Genomic DNA, 18982 nt, shown 5'->3' on the forward strand with positions numbered 1-18982 from the left:
GCCTCCCAGGAGGCCGCCCCCGCCGTCGTGCGTGGGGGTCAGTACCGCTCGGCGCGGTGGCGGTCGGTCAGCAGCGCCCAGATGACGAAGATGCCGATGCCGATCATCACCACGGCCCAGATCGGCTGGTACGGCAGCCACAGGAAGTTGGCGACCACGGCGAGCATCGCCAGGCCGACGCCGACCCCGCGCGCGGCCGCGTTGCCCTTGACGATCCCGACGCCGGTCAGGATCAGCAGCACGCCGATGACGAGGTGGATCCAGCCCCACGTCGTCAGGTTGAACTCGAACGTGTAGTCGCCGATGTTCGCGTACACGTCGTCCTTCGCGATGCCGACGATGCCGTTGAGCACCCCCAGCACCCCTTCGAGGATCAGCAGCGCGCCGGCGAACATCGCGCCGCCGGTCGCCCACGGGCTGTCCTCGTACCCGCTCCGCCCCGTGGCCGGATCGGGCGCGGGCGCCTGCGGGCGACCGGGGTTCGGCCCCCCGGGCGGGGGCGCGGTCTGCGACATGGCAACCTCCTCGACCGTCGACTCCGACGCGACGGCGCTTCTGCGCCCGACGCTCCGCCCCGGAGCCGGGCGCGGCGAGCGGTACGGGGCCGAACGGGTGAACGACGGGGGCCGAACGGGTGGGGCGCGGGTGAACAGTGCGTGCGTCGGCCGCCCGTTCCGCGGATCCGGGCCCGGCGGCGGAACCAAGGGCACCTGAGCGGGCGTCCCGCTGGTTCCTGAGTGATCGTTGAGTCCCATGGGGGGAACCGTGCTCGTCCTGTCCGTCATTCTTCTCGTCGCCGCCGTGGCCGTCTTCCTCGTCGGCCGGGCGCGGGACGTGACCGGTATGAAGTGGGGATCGTTCGGCGTGCTCGCCGGCGCGGTGGCGTTCGCCGTCGGCGGCTGCGTGAACGTGGTGAGCGCGCACGAGGTGGGGGTTCCGGTGACCTTCGGCAAGGTCGGCAGGCCGATGTTGCCCGGCATGCACCTCACGTCTCCGTTCACGGACGTCACCTCCTTCTCCACCCGCCCGGTCGACCTCGACCTGTCCGACAAGGACGTGATCGAGGTGCGGTCCTCGCAGGGCGGCGTGATGTACGTCGAGGTGACCGTGAAGTGGGCGGTCGCGCCCAGCAAGGCGGTGGAGCTGTACCGGCTGGCCGGGAACGAGGCGTCCATCCAGCAGCGGCTGGTCTACCCGGACAGCCGGGAGATCGTCCGGAACGTCTTCGCCCGCCACACCAGCGTGGAGGGCTACAGCTCGGCGCGCGAGAAGATCAACGCGGAGATCGGCGACCTGATCACGCGGCGGCTGGAGCCGCGCGGCATCGACGTCACCGCCGTCAACCTGCGCAACGTGAAGCCGTCGGACAAGCTGCAGGACCAGATCGACCGCAAGATCCAGCAGAAGGAGGCCACCGAGCGGGCCACCGAGGCGGCCCGGACGGCCGAGGAGGAGGCCAAGCGGCGCAGGATCGAGGCGGAGGGGATCGCCAAGGCCAACCGCATCCTGAACGACTCGCTCACCGAGAAGGTCCTGATGAACCAGTGCATCGAGGCGTTCAAGGAGGCGGCCGGCAGCAACGCGGTCTACACGGTGCCGTGCGGGACGGGCGGCGGCACCCCGGTCATCGTGGACGGCACCCGCGGCTGACCCGCGCGGCACGGATCGAAGGGCCCCGTCCGGACGGGGCCCTTCGCCATCCGCCCACGCGCCCCGCCGCCCGCCCGCGTCACCGCCTGCCTGCACCGCCGCCCACGCGGCCGGCCGTTCGCCCGCGTCACCGCCCGCCCGCACCGCCTTCCACGGGCGTCACCGCCCGCCTGCCCCGCGTCCGCCCGCGTCACCGCCCACCGGCCGCCCCGCCATCCGCCCGCATCGCGGTCGTCCCACCTCACCACCCGCCTTCGTCAGAGGCGGTGGGCCTTGAGGGTGATGTGGAGGAGGAGGCGGTCCTCGCCGTCGGCCAGGTCGAGGCCGGTGAGCTGCTCGACGCGGGAGAGGCGGTAGTAGAGGGTCTGGCGGTGGACGCCGAGGGCGGCGGCCGCGCGGCCCGCCTGGCCCGCGCAGTCGAGGTACGTCTCCGCCGTGCGGGCGAGCTCCGCGTGCGCGGGGGCCAGCAGCGGGCGGACGGCGGGGTCGTCGCCCGCCCCCGGCAGCATCGCGGCCAGCAGCCGGTAGGGGCCGATGCCCGACCACTGCGCCACCGGCCCGAGCTGCGGCCGGGCCGCCGCCGCCCGCGCCGCCGCGGCCGCCTCCCGCCAGGCCGCCCCCAGCTCCCCGACCCCGCGCCGCGCCGTCGCCACCCCGGCCGTCACCGGCCCGGCGCCCTCCCGCAGCAGGCGCTCGGCGGCACTCCGCGCGGGCCCGACCGCCTCGGACGCGCGCAGCCGCACCAGGAGCGCGAGCGCGGGCGTGCCGGCGGGAGCGGCGGCCGCGTCGGGCTCGGCCGCCGACGCGGCGGAGGCCCCTTCCGCCCCGTCCCGCTCGCCTGCGCCCTCGGCGGGCACGCCCGCGGCGCTCGTCGCCGCGCCGCCGCCCGCCCCGTACGGGAGCGTCATGGTGCAGGCCGCGGCGACGGACGGGATGCGGTGGGTGAGGCGGGTGGCGTCGTCGGCGGGCCAGGGGGTGACGCAGACGACCGCGTGGAGGCCGTCGGCGTCGGGGCCGAGGGCGGTGCGCAGGGCGAGCGCGGCGCGGTCGAGCCCGGGGCCGCGGCCGGCGGTGAGGACGGCGCGGAACTCGCGGGCGAGGTCGTCGACGGCCGACTCCTCGCCGGCCAGGAGGTCGCCGACCCGCTCGGTGACCTCCATGGCCGCGGCGAGTCGCTCGTCGGAGGGCCCGGGGTCGGTGTCGAGCAGCCAGACGTAGCCGTGGACGATCCCGCGGTGGCGGACCGGCAGGCAGATCCGGCCGCGGAAGACCCCCGCGTCCGGCGCGGCGGGGATGCGCACGGGGCCGGTGGCGCGGGCGATGCCGAAGCCCTCGAACCAGTCCCGGACGGCCTGCGTCGACTTCCGGGTGAGGACCGACCGGGTCCGCACGGGATCCATCGCCGAGTCGTCGTCGCTGTCGTGCGCGCCGAAGGCGATCAGGCCGAAGTCCCGGTCCTCCAGGGTCGCGGGCGCGCCGAGCAGGGCGGAGATCTCGTCCACGAGGTCCTGGTAGTCGCCGTTCACCCGCCCATTCTCGCACCGGAACGCCCGCCTTCATACATCTGTATGAGGACGCGCCCGCGGATGCGTGACGTCTGTCGATGGTCAAGGATCGGAACGGTCCATAGGTTCGACGGTGGTTGACCGTGCTCTTGTCCGTGCTGATTTTCCCCGTCGGGACTCGCGCCGAATCTCCGCCGGAATCATGTACCGGGCCCCCGCGCGGGGCACGCGACGGATACCGCCGGAGAACCGTTCGGCCCCGTCCGTCGCCGTTTTTGTGGAGGTGCCCCGTGCTGGGACCCGTGATCCTCGCCGCGTCCCGGAGCGACCGGATGCGTCGCCTCGTCTCGGCCGCGCCCGTCACGAAGCCGGTCGTGGACCGGTTCATCCCCGGTGAGGGCCTCGACCAGGTCGTCCCGATCGTGCGCGACCTGACGGACAAGGGCCTGGAGCTCACCCTCGACGTGGTCGGGGAGGACATCACCACCCCTGCCCAGGCCACCGACGCCCGCGACGCCTACCTCGCGCTGATCGACCGGCTCAAGGACCTCGGTCTCGGCGAGCGCGCGGAGATGTCCGTCAAGCTGTCGATGTTCGGCCAGGCTCTCGAGGGCGGGCACGAGCTGGCCCTCGCGAACGTCCGACCGGTCGTCGAGGCCGCCCACGCGATCGGCACGACCGTCACCCTGGACGCCGAGGACCACACCACCCTGGACTCGATGTTCGCCATCCACGAGGAGCTGCGGAAGGACTTCCCGCGCACCGGATGCGTCATCCAGGCCTACCTCTTCCGCACCGAGGACGACGCCCGGCGGCTCGCCGCGGCCGGCAGTCGGGTGCGGATCGTGAAGGGCGCCTACAAGGAGCCCGCCTCGGTCGCCTACCAGGACAAGGCGGACATCGACAAGGCCTTCGTCCGCATCGTCAAGATCCTCATGGCGGGCACCGGCTACCCGATGATCGGCTCGCACGACCCGCGGCTGATCGAGATCACCCAGGAGCTCGCCCGGACCGCGGGCCGCAAGCCCGGCGACTACGAGTTCCAGATGCTGTACGGCATCCGCACCGACGAGCACCTGCGGCTGGCCGCCGAGGGCCACCGGATGCGCGTGTACACCGCCTACGGCACCGACTGGTACGGCTACTTCATGCGCCGCCTCGCGGAGAAGCCGGCCAACCTGCTGTTCTTCCTGCGCTCGATGATCACCAAGAACTGAAGCCGGCGCGCCGAGCCGGCCGCGCCACGGCACCGCTCCCGTCGAGCCCCGCCCCGTACCCCTCCTCACCCCTCAAGGAGACCCGCACCATGGACGCCGTCACCCAGGTCCCGAAGCCGGTCAACGAGCCGGTCCACTCGTACGCCCCCGGCAGCCCGGAGCGCGCCCGCCTGGAGGTCAAGCTCAAGGAGCTGGCCGAGAACCCGATCGAGCTGGTGTGCACCATCGGCGGCGAGAAGCGGCTCGGCGGCGGCGACCGGTTCACCGTGGTCCAGCCCCACAACCACAAGGCCGTCATCGGCACCGGCCGCAACGCGACCACCGCCGACGCCCAGGACGCGATCGACGCGGCCCTCGCGGCCGCTCCCGCCTGGCGCGCGATGTCCTTCGACGACCGTGCGGCGATCATCCTGCGCGCCGCCGAGCTGCTCTCGGGCCCCTGGCGCGAGACGCTGGCCGCGTCCACCATGCTGGGCCAGTCCAAGACCGCCCAGCAGGCCGAGATCGACACCCCGTGCGAGCTGGTCGACTTCTGGCGTTTCAACGTGGCATACGCCCGCGACCTGCTCGCCGAGCAGCCCCCGGCGAACGCGCCCGGCGTCTGGAACCGCCTGGACCACCGCCCGCTCGAGGGCTTCGTCTACGCGATCACCCCGTTCAACTTCACCGCGATCGCCGGCAACCTGCCGACCGCGCCCGCGCTGATGGGTAACGTCGTCGTCTGGAAGCCGTCCCCGACCCAGACGCACGCCGCCGTGCTGCTCATGCGCCTTCTGGAGGAGGCCGGGCTGCCGAAGGGCGTCATCAACCTGGTCACCGGCGACGGCCTCGCCGTCTCCGAGGTCGCCCTGGAGCACCCCGACCTCGCCGGCATCCACTTCACCGGCTCGACGAAGACCTTCCAGCACCTGTGGAAGACGGTCGGCAACAACATCGACAAGTACCGCACCTACCCGCGGCTCGTCGGCGAGACCGGCGGCAAGGACTTCGTCGTCGCCCACCCCTCTGCCGACCGCGCGGTCCTGAAGACGGCGCTGACCCGCGGCTCGTTCGAGTACCAGGGCCAGAAGTGCTCCGCGTCCTCGCGCGCCTACGTCCCCGCGTCGATCTGGAACGACGGCTTCAAGGAGGAGTTCGCGGCGGAGGTCGACGGGATCGCCATGGGCGACGTCACCGACCTGTCGAACTTCATCGGCGCCGTCATCGACGACCGCTCCTTCGCCAAGAACAAGGCGGCCATCGACCGCGCCAAGTCCGACCCGACCTGCACGGTCGTCGCGGGCGGCACGTACGACGACTCCGTCGGCTACTTCGTGCGCCCCACGGTCATCGAGTGCACGGACGCGGCCAACGAGGTCTTCACGACCGAGTACTTCGGCCCGATCCTCGCGATCCACGTCTACGACGACAGCGTCGAGGGCGCGTACGACGCGATGCTGGACCAGATGGAGTCCGCCTCGGCGTACGCCCTGACCGGCTCGGTCATCGCGAACGACCGCGCCGCCGCGGCCCGCACGATGGAGAAGCTGCGGTACGCCGCGGGCAACTTCTACATCAACGACAAGTCCACCGGTGCGGTCGTCGGCCAGCAGCCTTTCGGCGGCGGCCGGGCCTCGGGCACCAACGACAAGGCCGGCGCCCCGCAGAACCTCCAGCGCTGGACGCTGACCCGCGCCATCAAGGAGACGCTGGTCCCGCCGACGGACTACGGCTACCCCCACATGGGCTGACCGCCCCTCCAGGACCGCGTTGCCGGTCCTCCTGATCCCCGCCCCCGCACCGAGCCCCACATCGGTGCGGGGGCGGTGTCCATAGGAGCCCGCTTCCCCGACAAACCCGTGGCAGCGCGGCATCCGGGTGACGCACGCTGATCCCCATGCACCGGACGCCCGGCGCGCGCGAGATCCGCGCCGCCCACACCGCCGAGACCCTCACCGTCTACCAGGCCTACCGCCCGGACCTCGGCCTGCCCGCGGCGCGCGACGGGCGCTTCCCGCCCGCGTGGAAGCGGGACCGGATGACGTGGATCAAGCCGTCGTTCCTGTGGATGATGTACCGCTGCGGCTGGGGCACGAAGCCCGGCCAGGAGACCGTGCTCGCGATCGAGATCCCGCGCGCGGAGTTCGAACGGGCCCTGCGCGAGGCGAGCCTGAGCCGCCGGGCCGAGCGGGAGCGGCCCAACCGGGTGCAGTGGGACCCGGAGCGCGACCTGCGGCTCGACCGACTGCCCTACCGTTCGCTGCAGTTGGGTCTCGCGCCGGAATCCGCGCGGCGGTACGCCGACGAGTGGGCCGTGTCGGTCACCGATGTCACGCCGCTCGCGCACGAGATCCACGCGCACGTCCGGGCGGGGGAGCGGGAGCGGGCCGAGGCCTTGCTCCCGGCCGAACGGCCGTACCCGGCAGGCGACTTCCTGGACCACCTGCGCTGACCATGCCGGGACATGGGGCCGCCCCTTCCGCGGGGGGATGCGGAAGGGGCGGCCGGTGGGGGGAGTCGCCGAGGTGTCAGACCTTGCGCCAGCGGGCCATGGCGAAGGAGAAGACGCCGAAGAGCATGAGGCCGACGGCGACGGCGACGAGCAGCCACGGGCCGGCGGGGGTCTCGGTGAACGTGCGCAGGGTGTCGTCGATGCCCTTGACGTCGTCCGGCTCGTACTTGACCGCCGCCACGAGGGCGAAGACGCCGATCGCCGCGAAGAGCACACCGCGGGCGATGCCGCCGGTGACACCGGTGAAGTCGGTGATCTTGCGGGCGCGCTGCGACATCTCGCCGAGCTTGAGGTGCTTGTGGTACGAGCGCTTGATCGCCCGCACCGCGATGACGACGCCGATGATCGCGATGGTCAGCCCGCCGACGCCGAGCAGGAACTGGCCCGCCGGCAGGTCGACGATCTTCGCGGTGATGTCCTTCGACTCCTGGTCACCGGACTTGTTGCCCTTCGTGCCCGCCGCGAAGGAGATCACGGAGAAGGCGACGAAGCCGTAGAAGACGGCCCGGAAGCCGGACACCAGGCGCTTGCTCGCCTTCTGCCCGTCGGGGCCCGCCTGCCCGAACGCGGCCTCGGAGAGCCGCCACAGGGCCATACCCACCAGCCCGACGGCGAGCACCCAGAGCATGACCGACCCGCCCGGCTTGGTGGCGATCTCCTCCAGCGCCCCGCTCCGGTCGGCCTCCTTGCCGCCGCTGTCGCCGAACGCGACCCGCAGCGCGATGACGCCGATGAGCAGGTAGATGACCCCGCGCGCCGCGAGCCCCCACCGGGCCGCGTACTCCATCGCGGAACTGTTCGCCGCTCTGCGGGCCTTGCTCTTGCCCGCCGCGGACACCGACTGTGCCGTCATGACTCCACCTCTCTGCCGTGCCAGCATGTGCCCCCGCCGGCGGCCAGGAAACGCAACGGATCCGTCACGGTGCGGCGGCCCGTCGGTACCGTGTCGCCCATGCTGCGTACCGTGCACACCGCCGATCTCGAACCGGCCGAACGGGCCGCCCTGCGCGCCTTCCTGGAGGAGTGCTTCGACGGGCGGTTCGACGCCGAGGACTGGGACCACACGCTCGGCGGGCTGCACGTCCTGGCCCACGACCAGGGGGAGTTGGTCGCGCACGGGAGTGTGGTGCAGCGGCGTGTGGTGCACGAGGGGCGGGCGTACCGGGCCGGGTACGTCGAGGGGGTGGCCGTCCGCGCGGACCGGAGGCGGCGGGGGTACGGAGGGCGGGTGATGGCCGCGCTGGAGCGGATCGTGGACAGAGCCTACGACTTCGGCGCGCTGTCCGCCTCGGACGCCGGCGCGCCGCTGTACACCGGACGCGGCTGGAGCGTCTGGCCGGGGCGGCTCGCCGCGCTCGGGCCGCAGGGGCTCGTCCCGCTTCCGGAGGAGGAGGGGACGACCTACGTCCGGCCGCTGCCCGGGGCCGGCCGGGGCCGACTGGACTTCGACTGGCGGGACGGCGACGTCCTCTGAGGCGGACGGGACGCGTGGGGCGCGTGGAGTGGCGTCCGTCTCAGATAGTAGGAAGCCCGACTAATTGTGGAGACAGCACGGTGACACTGCCCTAGCTTTGTAGGAGCCGAACGTCTCGCTCCATCCAGCGAACGGCGGACGCGAGCCGGTGCAGGTCCGGGCAACCCCCGCGGCACCCGCTCCCCGCCCCTTCCGGCGTGTCGAGTTCCCCCGGCCCCCGTTCCCGTGGGGCAGCACTCCAAGGAGTCGATCACCATGGCCGAGACCGCAGTTCGCCGTGCCCGCCGCACCCCCCGCACCACCGAGAACGACCGCCGCAACGCCGCCGCCGCGCTCCAGCGGGCGCTGGACCGCCGCGACAACGGCGGGTCCACCGGGCACTGAAGGACCGCGCGGCCGGCCGGCGGCGTCACCAGCCGGCCCGCGCCCGCGGACTCCTGTCCACATGCCGGACGGCCGATGTCATCCCCTGGGACGCGCGAGTACGGTGGCGTCATGTCTCGACGCATCGATCTCGCAGTGATCCCCGGGGACGGCATCGGCTCGGAAGTCGTCGCCCAGGGGCTCAAGGTCCTGTCCGCCGTGCTCCCGCAGGACGTGAAGCTGGAGACCACCGAGTTCGACTTCGGTGCGAAGCGGTACCACGCCACCGGTGAGACCCTCACCGACGCGGACCTGGCGGCGCTCGCCGGCCACGACGCCATCCTGCTCGGCGCGATCGGCGACCCGTCGGTGCCGTCCGGCGTCCTGGAGCGCGGCTTCCTGCTCAAGCTCCGGTTCGCCTTCGACCACCACGTCAACCTGCGGCCGTCCAAGCTGCTCCCCGGCGTCGCGACCCCGCTCGCCGGCCAGCCCGCGATCGACTTCGTCGTCGTCCGCGAGGGCACCGAGGGCCCCTACACCGGCAACGGGGGCACGATCCGCGGCGGCACCCCGCACGCGGTGGCCACCGAGGTCAGCCTCAACACCGCGTTCGGCGTCGAGCGCGTCGTCCGGGACGCCTACGCCCGCGCCCAGGCCCGTCCGCGCAGGAAGCTGACGCTGGTCCACAAGAACAACGTCCTGGTCCACGCCGGGCACCTCTGGACGGACATCTTCGCCGAGGTCGGCAAGGAGTTCCCGGACGTCACCACCGACTACCTGCACGTCGACGCGGCGACGATCTTCCTCGTCACGCAGCCCGAGCGGTTCGACGTCATCGTCACCGACAACCTCTTCGGCGACATCATCACCGACCTCGCCGCGGCCGTCTCCGGCGGCATCGGCGTCGCCGCGTCCGGGAACATCAACCCGGCCGGCACGTACCCCTCCATGTTCGAGCCGGTCCACGGATCGGCCCCGGACATCGCGGGCCAGGGCAAGGCCGACCCCTCGGCGACCGTCCTGTCCGTCGCCCTCCTGCTGCGCCACCTCGGGTACGAGGCCGAGGCCGTGCGCATCGAGGAGGCCGTCTCCGCAGATCTCGCGGAGCGCGGCGACTCCGTACGCACCACCGACGAGATCGGTGACGCCCTCGTCGTACGCGTGACCGGCTGACCCGTCCGCTCCCAGGAGCCGCCGGGTCGCCCCCACCGCGCCCGGCGGCTCCTTCGCGTTCCCGCGCGATCCGCCGTCCGGGCGGCACACCCCCGACCGCGAACGCCCCGTTTCGTCCTCGGCTTCCCGCGCGCGATAATCGAACGCGGGGCCGCGGCAGAAGTGAAAGCTCGGACGTCCTAGTACCGGCTACGGGCGTGAGCGCGGTCCGTACGCCCACTCACGGTGAAGGACACAGGACTCAGACTCATGACCACTCCCACGACGCCGGCCGGCGCCCCCTCCGCCGAGCCCACCACGATCGAGCTCAAGCCCACCGCCACGCCGCTGGCCGCCGCGGAGCGCGAGGCGATCCTGGCGAACCCCGGCTTCGGCCGGCACTTCACCGACAACATGGTGACCGTCCGCTGGACGGCCGGCCGCGGGTGGCACGACGCGCAGCTCGTCCCGTACGCGCCGCTGTCGATCGACCCCGCGAGCATGGTCCTGCACTACTCGCAGACGATCTTCGAAGGGCTGAAGGCGTACCGCCAGCCCGACGGCTCGGTCGCCACGTTCCGCCCCTACGCGAACGCGGCCCGGCTCAACGCGTCGGCGCGGCGGATGGCGATGCCCGAGTTGCCGGAGGAGCTGTTCGTCGAGGCGTGCGACGTGCTGGTGCGGCAGGAGAAGGCGTGGGTCCCGGCGGGCGGCGGCGAGCAGACGCTGTACCTGCGGCCCTTCATGTTCGCCACCGAGGTCGGCCTCGGGGTGCGGCCGTCCAACGAGTACGTCTTCATGGTCATCGCCTCGCCCTCCGCGCCGTTCTTCGCGGGCGGCGTCAAGCCCGTCACCGTCTGGCTGAGCGAGGACTACGTGCGCGCGGTCAAGGGCGGCACGGGGGCGGCGAAGACGGGCGGGAACTACGCCGCGTCGCTGGCGGCCGCGGCGGAGGCGGCGCAGCACGGGTGCGACCAGGTGGTCTGGCTGGACGCGCACGAGCACCGGTGGGTGGAGGAGATGGGGGGCATGAACCTCTACTTCGTCTACGGGGACAAGATCGTGACCCCCGAGCTGACCGGGTCGCTCCTGCCGGGCATCACCCGCGACAGCCTGCTGAAGATCGCCACGGACCTGGGGTACGAGGCGGTCGAGGGGCGGATCTCCACGGAGCAGTGGAAGGCGGACAACGAGAGCGGGGCGCTGACGGAGGTCTTCGCCTGCGGTACCGCGGCGGTCATCACGCCGGTCGGGTCCGTCAAGTCCGCGTCGGCGGACTGGACGCACGGGGACGGTGCGCCGGGTGAGGTCACCCTCCGCCTGCGCAAGGCCCTCCTGGACCTCCAGACGGGCGCGGCGCCCGACACGCACGGCTGGATGCACCCCCTCGGCTGACGGGTGAGCCCGGGAGCAGGGGGCCCGGCCCCCTGCTCCCTCTCCCTGTGCGCGGCTCCGCCCCATGGTGCTGTGTCCAGCGCCGGCGACGCATGAGCCCGGCCTGGTGGGCCTCGCCCCGCGGGGGAGTCGTGCCCGCAGATTTGAGCACAGCTCAAAGAGTGGAGCGCGGCCACCCCGTATGACCCAGCACACCCGTTAGAGTGGTACTCAAGTGCACCGACCTCTGGAGCTCCGCCATGACCTTCCGAATGCCGCCCGAGTGGGCCCCCCACACCCGCACCTGGATGGCCTGGCCCGGCCCGAACCCGACGTTCGAGTCCGCGGAGGAGCTGGCGGAGGCGAGGGAGGCGTGGGCGAGCGTGGCGGCGGCCGTGCGGAAGTACGAGCCGGTGACGATGGTGGTCGGGACGGGCCAGCTGGACAGCGCACGCGCGCTGCTCGGGGAGGACGTCGAGCTGGTCGAGCGGGACCTCGACGACGCGTGGATGCGGGACATCGGCCCGACGTTCACCCTCAGCGAGGACGGCAGGGAACTCGCGGCCGTGGACTGGACGTTCAACGGCTGGGGCGCCCAGGACTGGGCCCGCTGGGGGCACGACGCGAAGATCGCGGCCGAGGTCGCGGACCTGACCGGCGCCGCACGGCACGCCTCCGCGCTGGTGAACGAGGGCGGCGCGATCCACGTGGACGGCGAGGGGACGGTGCTGCTGACGGAGACGGTGCAGCTCGGCCCGGAGCGCAACCCCGACTGGACCCGCGAGCAGGTCGAGGCGGAGATCCACCGCCTGCTCGGCACGGAGAAGGCGATCTGGCTGCCGCGCGGCCTGAGCGGGGACTACGGCCGGTACGGGACGCTCGGCCACGTGGACATCGTCGCCGCGTTCGCCGCGCCCGGCGTCGTCGTGGCCCACTCCCAGCCGGACCCGGCCCACCCGGACCACGAGCTGACGAAGGACCTGATCGCCCGCCTGCGCGCGTCGACGGACGCGAAGGGCCGGCAGCTGGAGGTCGTCGAGATCGAGGCCCCGACCGTCCTGCGCGACGAGGACGGCGAGTTCGTCGACTACTCGTACATCAACCACTACCTCTGCAACGGCGGCGTGGTCCTGTGCGCCTTCGACGACCCCCGCGACGACGCCGCCGCGGCCACGTTCCGCCGCCTCTTCCCCGACCGCACGGTCACCCTCGTCGACGCCCGCGCGATCTTCGCAGGTGGAGGCGGCATCCACTGCATCACCCAGCAGCAGCCGAAGGCGGGCTGACCGCGGTGGCCGCCGCCCGCCCGCCGCGGAAGCGAAACGCCGCGCCGCCGCGGGAGACCGTGCTCGCCGCGGCGATGGACGCGATCGCCGCGCACGGTCTGGCCGGGCTGACGATGGCCGGGCTCGGCCGCGAGGTCGGGATGAGCAGCGGGCACCTCGTGTACTACTTCCGCAGCAAGGACGAGCTGCTGCTGCAGACGCTGGAGTGGAGCGAGGGCCGGATCGGCGCGGAGCGGCGGGCCGCGCTCGCCCGCCCGCTGCCCGTCCGGACGCGGCTCGACGCGTACGTGGAGCTGTACCTGCCGGCGGGCCCCCGCGACCCGCACTGGTCGCTGTGGCTCGAACTGTGGAACCGCGTCCACACCGCGGACGACGACACCCGCGCCCGCCTCCTCGACATCGAACTCGCCTGGCACCGCGACCTCGTCGCGCTCCTCGTCGAGGGCGCCTCCCGCGCCGAACTCCGCCCCCTCCCCGACCCCGACCGCCTCGCCACCCGCCTCCGCGCCCTCCTCGACGGCTTCTCCACGCACCTCACCATGTCCCTCCCCGGCTCCACCCGCGCCGAGGTCCTCGCCCACATCGCCGACCACCTGGACGACACCCTGGACCCGACCGGAAGCTGAGCCCCCGGAGGACCGCATCGTGAGACGGCCCTCCCACCCCGGGGCAGACGTGCCAGACTGCCGCCGTGCTCTCGTTCGCCACGATTATTGGCAGCAGGCGCGCCGGTCCGCAGTGACCACCCCGGACGCACCCCGTCCGGCGTGGACACCGTGTCTTCCAGACCCGCGCGCAGACCTCTCGCGATCAGCGAGGGGTTTTTTCGTTTCCCGGCCCCACCACGCCGGGGATGAGGGGCGCGGGGCGAGGGGGGACGGTGGAGCCGGTCATTCCGGTAGACCGAGATCCGACAGGAGCCAGATCAGCATGACCGAGCCGAACACAGCGACCGCACCCGACGACGCCTTCCACGTCTTCGACACCACCCTGCGCGACGGCGCGCAGCGCGAGGGCATCAACCTCACGGTCGCGGACAAGCTGACCATCGCCCGGCACCTGGACGACTTCGGCGTCGGCTTCATCGAGGGCGGCTGGCCCGGGGCCAACCCCCGCGACACCGAGTTCTTCGAGCGCGCCCGCAAGGAGATCGACTTCCGGCACGCGCAGCTCGTCGCGTTCGGGGCGACCCGCCGCGCGGGCGGGACGGCGGCCACGGACCCGCAGGTCCAGGCGCTGCTGGACTCCGAGGCCCCGGTCGTGACGCTCGTCGCGAAGTCCCACGACCGCCACGTCGAGCTGGCCCTGCGCACCACGCTGGACGAGAACCTGGAGATGATCCGCGACACCGTCTCCCACCTGCGCGCGCAGGGCCGCCGCGTCTTCGTCGACTGCGAGCACTTCTTCGACGGCTACAAGGCGAACCCCGCCTACGCCAAGCAGGTCGTCCGCACCGCTGCCGAGGCCGGCGCGGACGTCGTCGTCCTGTGCGACACCAACGGCGGGATGCTCCCCGCGCAGGTCCAGGCCGTCGTCGCCACCGTCCTCGCCGACACCGGCGCCCGCCTCGGCATCCACGCCCAGGACGACACCGGCTGCGCCGTCGCTAACGCCCTCGCCGCGGTCGACGCGGGCGCGACCCACGTCCAGTGCACCGCGAACGGCTACGGCGAGCGGGTCGGCAACAGCAACCTGTTCCCGGTCGTCGCCGCGCTGGAGCTCAAGTACGGCAAGCGGGTCCTGCCCGACGGAGCGCTCGCCGAGATGACCCGCATCAGCCACGCCATCGCCGAGGTCGTCAACCTCACCCCCTCCACCCACCAGCCCTACGTCGGCCTCTCCGCGTTCGCCCACAAGGCCGGCCTGCACGCCTCCGCGATCAAGGTCGACCCCGACCTCTACCAGCACACCGACCCGGCGCTCGTCGGCAACCACATGCGGATGCTGGTCTCCGACATGGCCGGCCGCGCGTCCATCGAGCTGAAGTCGAAGGAACTCGGCGTCGACCTCGGCGGCGACCGCGAGCTGATCGGCCGCGTCGTCGCCCGCGTCAAGGAGCGCGAGCTCGCCGGCTACACCTACGAGGCCGCCGACGCCTCCTTCGAACTCCTGCTGCGCGCGGAGGCCTCCGGCGCGCCCCTGTCGTACTTCCGCATCGAGTCCTGGCGCGCGATCGTCGAGGACCGCCCCGACGGCACCCACGCCAACGAGGCGACCGTCAAGCTCTGGGCCAAGGGCGAGCGCGCGGTCGTCACGGCGGAGGGCAACGGCCCCGTCCACGCGCTGGACTCCGCGCTGCGGGCCGCGCTGGAGCGCATCTACCCGCAGCTCGCCACGTTCTCCCTCGTCGACTACAAGGTCCGCATCCTGGAGGGCAGCGCGGGCACCGGCTCCACCACCCGCGTCCTGCTCACCTCCACGGACGGCACGGGGGAGTGGACCACCGTGGGCGTCGCGGAGAACATCATCGCCGCGTCGTACCAGGCGCTGGAGGACGCGCACACGTACGGCCTCCTGCGGGCGGGCGTCGTCCCCGCGGAGTAGCCCGCGCGGGGTGGGCCGGGTGCGGGGCGGGCCGGGCGCGGGGTCTCGCATTACGGCGTCCGGCCGGTCGTCCGCCGCGGGCGGGGGAGCGGAGGAACGCCCCGTACGTCCGCGGTCCGTCGGCCCGGGAGTGCGGGTGCGGGCGGTCCCGGGCCCGCCGCGTCAGCGGGCGGCGAGGAAGGCGGTCCAGGTCGCGGGGGCGACGGTGAGGACGGGGCCGTCGGTGAGCTTGGAGTCGCGGATGTGGATGGCGGCGGGGTGGGCGACCTCGACGCAGGCGCCGCCCTCGCTGCCGCTGCGGGAAGACTTGCGCCAGTCGTAGGCGGCCTCCAAGCAGTTGCCGCCTTCGCTCCCGCTGTAGCTCGACTTGAACCAGTTCATGCCGCTCCTGCCAGGTCGTCCAGCAGGCCCATGCTCTCTTCGGGCGTCAGGGCCTGGGAGCGCAGCATCCCATATTTCTGCTGCAACACACTGACCTCATCCGGGTCCTCGATCAGGAAGCTGACACGCTGGCCTTCGACGTAGGCGAGTTGATTGTGATCCGGGGTTTCGATCAACACCATCGGCCCGTCCAAGGAGGCGTGCTTCTCGCGGGACGTGGGCACGATCTGCAGCCCCAGAAAGGGCAGTTCGGCGCATTGGCGCAGGTGGTTGAGCTGTCCCAACAGGACGTCCCGACCACCTATGGGTCGGTGCAGGACGACTTCCTCGACAAGGAAGCACATCATCGGCGGCCAAGGCTCCCGCCCGAAGATGCGCTGACGCTCAAGGCGACCCGATAGCCGTTCGGCAGACTCCTCAGCCGATATCGGCGGGAACAGGCAACCGAAAACAGCCTCCGCATACCGCTCGGTCTGAAGCAGCCCCGGCACGACTTGGTTCTCATAGGACAGGAGCGTCAGCGCGGCCTGCTCCAGGTCCACGAAATCCCGCGCGAACACCGGGAACCGCTCCCGCAGCGGCATGTGGCCGATGGCGACGGCCAACGCGCCACCCGCGCCGAGCACTTCGTCAAGCGTTGCCGCCAACTCGGGCTGGAGCGCACGCCGGCCCTGCTCCATCGAGGCGATCGTGTCCACCTGCACGCCGACCAACTCGCACAGCCCCTCCTGCGTCAGCCGCGCCCGCTTCCGGAAGTGCTGGGCCTGTGCGCCCACCATGCGCCAGGACGGGTTCCTCACCGCGCTCTCTCGCCGCTGCATGTGCAACCCCTTCCCCGCCCCGACCCCGCCGCGCCCGTACCGGACCCGTACAAAAAATCTGTACGGGTCGACCCGTTGGTCCACTGTAGTGACTCCGCGTGACGATGGCCCGGTAAACGACGAACCCCAACTCCCGTCCCTTCGCTCCCACTTCTACCGCCGCGACCCCCGCAGCGTCTCCGCCGCCCGCGCCTTCACCCGCGCCGCGCTCCTCGACTGGGACCTCAAGTCCCTCCTCGACGACGCGACCGTGTGCGTCAGCGAACTGACCACCAACGCGCTGCTCCACGGCGTGCCCCCGGGGCGCGGCTTCCGCCTGACCCTCACCCTGGGCGCGGCCACCCTCCGTATCGCCGTCGACGACAGCGGTCCCGGCGTCCCCGTCGCCACCGCGCCCGCCCCGGACCACCCCTCCGGCCGCGGCCTCCTCCTGACCGCCGCCCTCGCCGCCCGCTGGGGGGTGTCGCCCCGCGACCCGGGCAAGACCGTCTGGTGCGAGTTCGCCCTGGGCGACAGGCGGCGCACCGACGAGTCGGAGGCGCCGCGTACGCTCTGCCGGTGACCGTCGTACTGCACACGGACGCGATGCCGTCCGCACCCGCGCTCGTGCTCCGCCCCTGGCGGACGGAGGACGCCCCCGAACTCGTCACGGCGTTCCAGGACCCGGTGCTCCGTCGATGGACGAACTCCGCCGTCGAGACCGCCGAGGACGCCGCGCGCTGGGTGGAGACCCAGCAGCGCGGCTGGGAGGCGGGCGACCGCTTCGCCTTCGCCGTCCTTGATGCGCCCCACGGCCCCGTGGTGGGCAACGTCGTCCTCAAGTACGCCGCGCCCGGCGGTCCTTCGGCCGAGGTCGGCTACTGGACCGCGGCGCACGCGCGCGGGAGGGCGGTCGCGCCCCGCGCCCTGGAGGCGCTCACGACCTGGGCCTTCGCCGCACTCGGCCCCGAGGGCCTCCTCCGCCTGGAACTCCTCCACCAGGTGGACAATGCGGCGTCGTGCCGCGTCGCGACGAAGTGCAACTACGCACTCACCTCCACCCTCCCCGCCCACCCGCCTGCCTTCCCCCTCCCCGGCCACCTCCACACCCGTTCCTCCCCCGAGGAGGCCCTCACCGAGGCGAAGAATCGGGCCGCCATCCCGCGCGTCGTCGCGATCTGCGGCTCCACACGTTTCATGGCCGAGATGGCCGAGGCGGACGTCCGGGAGACGATGGCCGGCCGGATCGTCGTCAAGCCGGGCTGCGACCTGAAGTCCCCGGACCCCCTCTGGTCCGACCCCGTCGAGTGCGCGGCCCTCAAGCTCCGCCTCGATACGCTGCACCGCGCGAAGATCCGCCTCGCCGACGAGGTGCTGGTCGTCGGCCCCTACATCGGCGACAGCACCCGCGCGGAGATCGCCTACGCGCGCTCCCTCCGCCGGCCCGTCCGTTTCACCCACCCCGAGGTCGACCCCCTCGCGTGACACCCCGCGGTACGGCGCGCGCCTTGGGCGGCGGCGATGGGCCCCAAGACAGCCCCCCGCTGTACGGGAGCACCCACGCCGCTGCGCGCCCCGAGGCCGGCGGCTGATGATGCGGGCGGCTTCGACACCGTCATCTTGTACGGGCTGCGCGGAGCGTGCCAGTTCCTGAGACCGCCGCGTCCCTCACGCACAGCTCTTCGCCCCTGTTCCGACGACTCCGCCGTCGGGCTGGTCTAGGTTCGGCCTGTGAACCCCAGCAATCCCACGGCCGATGCGCCCCGAGAGCCTGACCTGCCGTCCTGGGAGGTGGTCCTGGCGGAGACCGACTGGTGCTCGCTCCAGACGGCTTTCGGCCATGGTGGAAACCTTCCTGAGATCATGGCGAGGTTGCTGGAGCCAGACGTGAAGGCGCAGTTCACCGCCCTGTCGGAACTCAGTGAGCTGGCCGGCCACCAGCACGGCATCTACGAAGCCACCGCCCCCGTGACCCTGTACGTCGCCGGCATCCTCGCCCATCCGGCGACTCTGACCCTCCGGCCGTACCGCGACGTCCCCTTCCGCGCTACCTTGCTGAACTGGTTGGCCTCCACGGCCTACGACGCTTCCGACGACATGGTCGAACGCATCACGGAGTACGCCCCGGGCCTCCTCTCCCGCCACGGCATCCTGGCGGCCTTCCGCGACCTCCGCCCGACGCTCTACCGCGCCGTCGCACCCTTTCTGCGGGACGGCCACGAGGACGTGCGCGAAGCCGCCGGGCTCGCCGCGCTCGTCCTCGTCGAACATCCCGCGCTCGCCCACCGCCGCGAGCACCTGGCCGTGCACGCACGCCGCGTGCTGGCCACCGAAGGCGACGTCCCGAACCGGCGCGTCGCCTGGAGGGCCCTCAAGGCATGGGGCTACGACGTCACCGGCATCGAACCCCCTCAAGTGGAGGTCTGGGACTGCGGGCCGCACAGCGATGGCCGAGGCGACCTCGTACCCCCCTTCTGAGGCGCCCCACCGCTGCGCGGCTTGTCCGGAGTGGGGGTGCGCCGCGGGGGCCTTGGGCGGCCGGCAGCGGGGTCTCTTGCGCCGTTGCACGGCGAAGTCGTGCCGCTGCGCGGCAGGCACCACGCCGTTGCACGGCTCGTTCGTAGTGTGGCTTCGCCGCTGCGCGGCTTGGGCGGCGGGAGCGGGGGGAGCCCGCCGCTGCGCGGCGAGGCCCCGCCCCAGCGCGGGCCGCGCAGGGGGGGGGGGGGGGAGGGGCATATAAAAAAA

The 18982-nt window shown here is 72.5% G+C and carries 19 protein-coding genes and 1 pseudogene; 15 read left to right on the forward strand and 5 right to left on the reverse strand.

The genetic code is table 11. The features are described from left to right. Window positions 1-38: 38 nt before the first annotated feature. Complete coding sequence (locus ACFWEG_RS22195; RefSeq protein ID WP_387217850.1) at window positions 39-515, reverse strand: hypothetical protein; 477 nt, start codon at window positions 513-515, stop codon at window positions 39-41. A 238-nt stretch (window positions 516-753) separates the two neighbouring features. Between ACFWEG_RS22195 and ACFWEG_RS22200 the strand changes: the two genes are divergently transcribed. Beyond that, the gene (locus ACFWEG_RS22200; protein WP_387217852.1) at window positions 754-1650 is read left to right on the forward strand and encodes a prohibitin family protein; all 897 of its coding nucleotides are present in this window, start codon (window positions 754-756) and stop codon (window positions 1648-1650) included. A gap of 257 nt (window positions 1651-1907) precedes the next feature. Here the strand turns inward: ACFWEG_RS22200 and ACFWEG_RS22205 are convergent, their stop codons facing one another. Beyond that, window positions 1908-3176: a PucR family transcriptional regulator gene (locus tag ACFWEG_RS22205; protein WP_387217854.1), complete on the reverse strand. Its 1269-nt coding sequence runs from the start codon at window positions 3174-3176 to the stop codon at window positions 1908-1910. Window positions 3177-3445: 269 nt separating this feature from the next. Here ACFWEG_RS22205 and ACFWEG_RS22210 point away from each other — a divergent pair, with 269 nt between their 5' ends. From ACFWEG_RS22210 to ACFWEG_RS22220, 3 genes are all read left to right on the forward strand, one after another. Next, a complete protein-coding gene (locus ACFWEG_RS22210) occupies window positions 3446-4372 on the forward strand; it encodes a proline dehydrogenase family protein (protein WP_387217856.1) in 927 nt (308 codons plus the stop codon). Between the two features lie 89 nt (window positions 4373-4461). After that, window positions 4462-6102 carry an L-glutamate gamma-semialdehyde dehydrogenase gene (gene pruA, locus ACFWEG_RS22215; protein ID WP_387217859.1) on the forward strand — a complete coding sequence of 547 codons (1641 nt, stop codon included), beginning with the start codon at window positions 4462-4464 and terminating at the stop codon, window positions 6100-6102. A 146-nt stretch (window positions 6103-6248) separates the two neighbouring features. Next, on the forward strand, window positions 6249-6803 hold the full coding sequence (locus ACFWEG_RS22220) for a DUF4291 domain-containing protein (protein ID WP_387217861.1): 555 nt from the start codon (window positions 6249-6251) through the stop codon (window positions 6801-6803). Window positions 6804-6879: 76 nt separating this feature from the next. Here the strand turns inward: ACFWEG_RS22220 and ACFWEG_RS22225 are convergent, their stop codons facing one another. Further along, the gene (locus ACFWEG_RS22225; RefSeq protein WP_387217864.1) at window positions 6880-7716 is read right to left on the reverse strand and encodes a DUF1206 domain-containing protein; all 837 of its coding nucleotides are present in this window, start codon (window positions 7714-7716) and stop codon (window positions 6880-6882) included. Between the two features lie 99 nt (window positions 7717-7815). Between ACFWEG_RS22225 and ACFWEG_RS22230 the strand changes: the two genes are divergently transcribed. The 7 genes from ACFWEG_RS22230 to cimA all read left to right on the forward strand — a co-directional run bounded on the left by ACFWEG_RS22230 (window position 7816) and on the right by cimA (window position 15056). Then, window positions 7816-8337: a GNAT family N-acetyltransferase gene (locus ACFWEG_RS22230; RefSeq protein ID WP_387217866.1), complete on the forward strand. Its 522-nt coding sequence runs from the start codon at window positions 7816-7818 to the stop codon at window positions 8335-8337. A 255-nt stretch (window positions 8338-8592) separates the two neighbouring features. Then, window positions 8593-8721 (forward strand): hypothetical protein, encoded by a 129-nt coding sequence (locus ACFWEG_RS22235; RefSeq protein ID WP_387217869.1) that lies wholly within the window; start codon window positions 8593-8595, stop codon window positions 8719-8721. Window positions 8722-8832: 111 nt separating this feature from the next. Continuing rightward, complete coding sequence (locus ACFWEG_RS22240; RefSeq protein WP_387217871.1) at window positions 8833-9873, forward strand: 3-isopropylmalate dehydrogenase; 1041 nt, start codon at window positions 8833-8835, stop codon at window positions 9871-9873. 249 nt (window positions 9874-10122) lie between these two features. After that, window positions 10123-11247, forward strand: a complete 1125-nt coding sequence (locus ACFWEG_RS22245) for a branched-chain amino acid aminotransferase (protein ID WP_387217873.1) — start codon at window positions 10123-10125, stop codon at window positions 11245-11247. 239 nt (window positions 11248-11486) lie between these two features. Next, a complete protein-coding gene (locus ACFWEG_RS22250) occupies window positions 11487-12512 on the forward strand; it encodes an agmatine/peptidylarginine deiminase (protein ID WP_387217876.1) in 1026 nt (341 codons plus the stop codon). Then, entirely contained in the window at window positions 12509-13138 is a 630-nt protein-coding gene (locus ACFWEG_RS22255; protein ID WP_387217889.1) for a TetR/AcrR family transcriptional regulator, read from the forward strand. The genes ACFWEG_RS22250 and ACFWEG_RS22255 overlap by 4 nt, the downstream gene beginning before the upstream one ends. Before the next feature lie 304 nt (window positions 13139-13442). Beyond that, window positions 13443-15056, forward strand: coding sequence for a citramalate synthase (cimA, locus tag ACFWEG_RS22260; protein ID WP_387217878.1), 1614 nt, complete (start codon window positions 13443-13445; stop codon window positions 15054-15056). Between the two features lie 162 nt (window positions 15057-15218). Here cimA and ACFWEG_RS22265 read toward each other — a convergent pair whose 3' ends face one another. Both ACFWEG_RS22265 and ACFWEG_RS22270 read right to left on the reverse strand, forming a co-directional pair. Continuing rightward, window positions 15219-15437 (reverse strand): DUF397 domain-containing protein, encoded by a 219-nt coding sequence (locus ACFWEG_RS22265; RefSeq protein WP_387217880.1) that lies wholly within the window; start codon window positions 15435-15437, stop codon window positions 15219-15221. After that, a complete protein-coding gene (locus tag ACFWEG_RS22270; RefSeq protein ID WP_387217882.1) occupies window positions 15434-16258 on the reverse strand; it encodes a helix-turn-helix domain-containing protein in 825 nt (274 codons plus the stop codon). The genes ACFWEG_RS22265 and ACFWEG_RS22270 overlap by 4 nt, the downstream gene beginning before the upstream one ends. 88 nt (window positions 16259-16346) lie before the next feature. On the opposite strand from ACFWEG_RS22270, the gene ACFWEG_RS22275 reads away from it, so the two are divergent. From ACFWEG_RS22275 to ACFWEG_RS22290, 4 genes and pseudogenes are all read left to right on the forward strand, one after another. Further along, on the forward strand, window positions 16347-16820 hold the full coding sequence (locus tag ACFWEG_RS22275) for an ATP-binding protein (RefSeq protein ID WP_387217884.1): 474 nt from the start codon (window positions 16347-16349) through the stop codon (window positions 16818-16820). 23 nt (window positions 16821-16843) lie between these two features. Next, window positions 16844-17272: pseudogene (locus ACFWEG_RS22280) on the forward strand (GNAT family N-acetyltransferase); the annotation flags it as partial. Window positions 17273-17395: 123 nt separating this feature from the next. Continuing rightward, window positions 17396-17722: a hypothetical protein gene (locus ACFWEG_RS22285; RefSeq protein ID WP_387217891.1), complete on the forward strand. Its 327-nt coding sequence runs from the start codon at window positions 17396-17398 to the stop codon at window positions 17720-17722. Window positions 17723-17968: 246 nt separating this feature from the next. Then, entirely contained in the window at window positions 17969-18715 is a 747-nt protein-coding gene (locus tag ACFWEG_RS22290; protein ID WP_387217886.1) for a hypothetical protein, read from the forward strand. Window positions 18716-18982 lie beyond the last annotated feature (267 nt).

Origin of the sequence: Streptomyces sp. NPDC060194, assembly GCF_042728285.1 — a bacterium.
GTDB lineage: Bacteria > Actinomycetota > Actinomycetes > Streptomycetales > Streptomycetaceae > Streptomyces.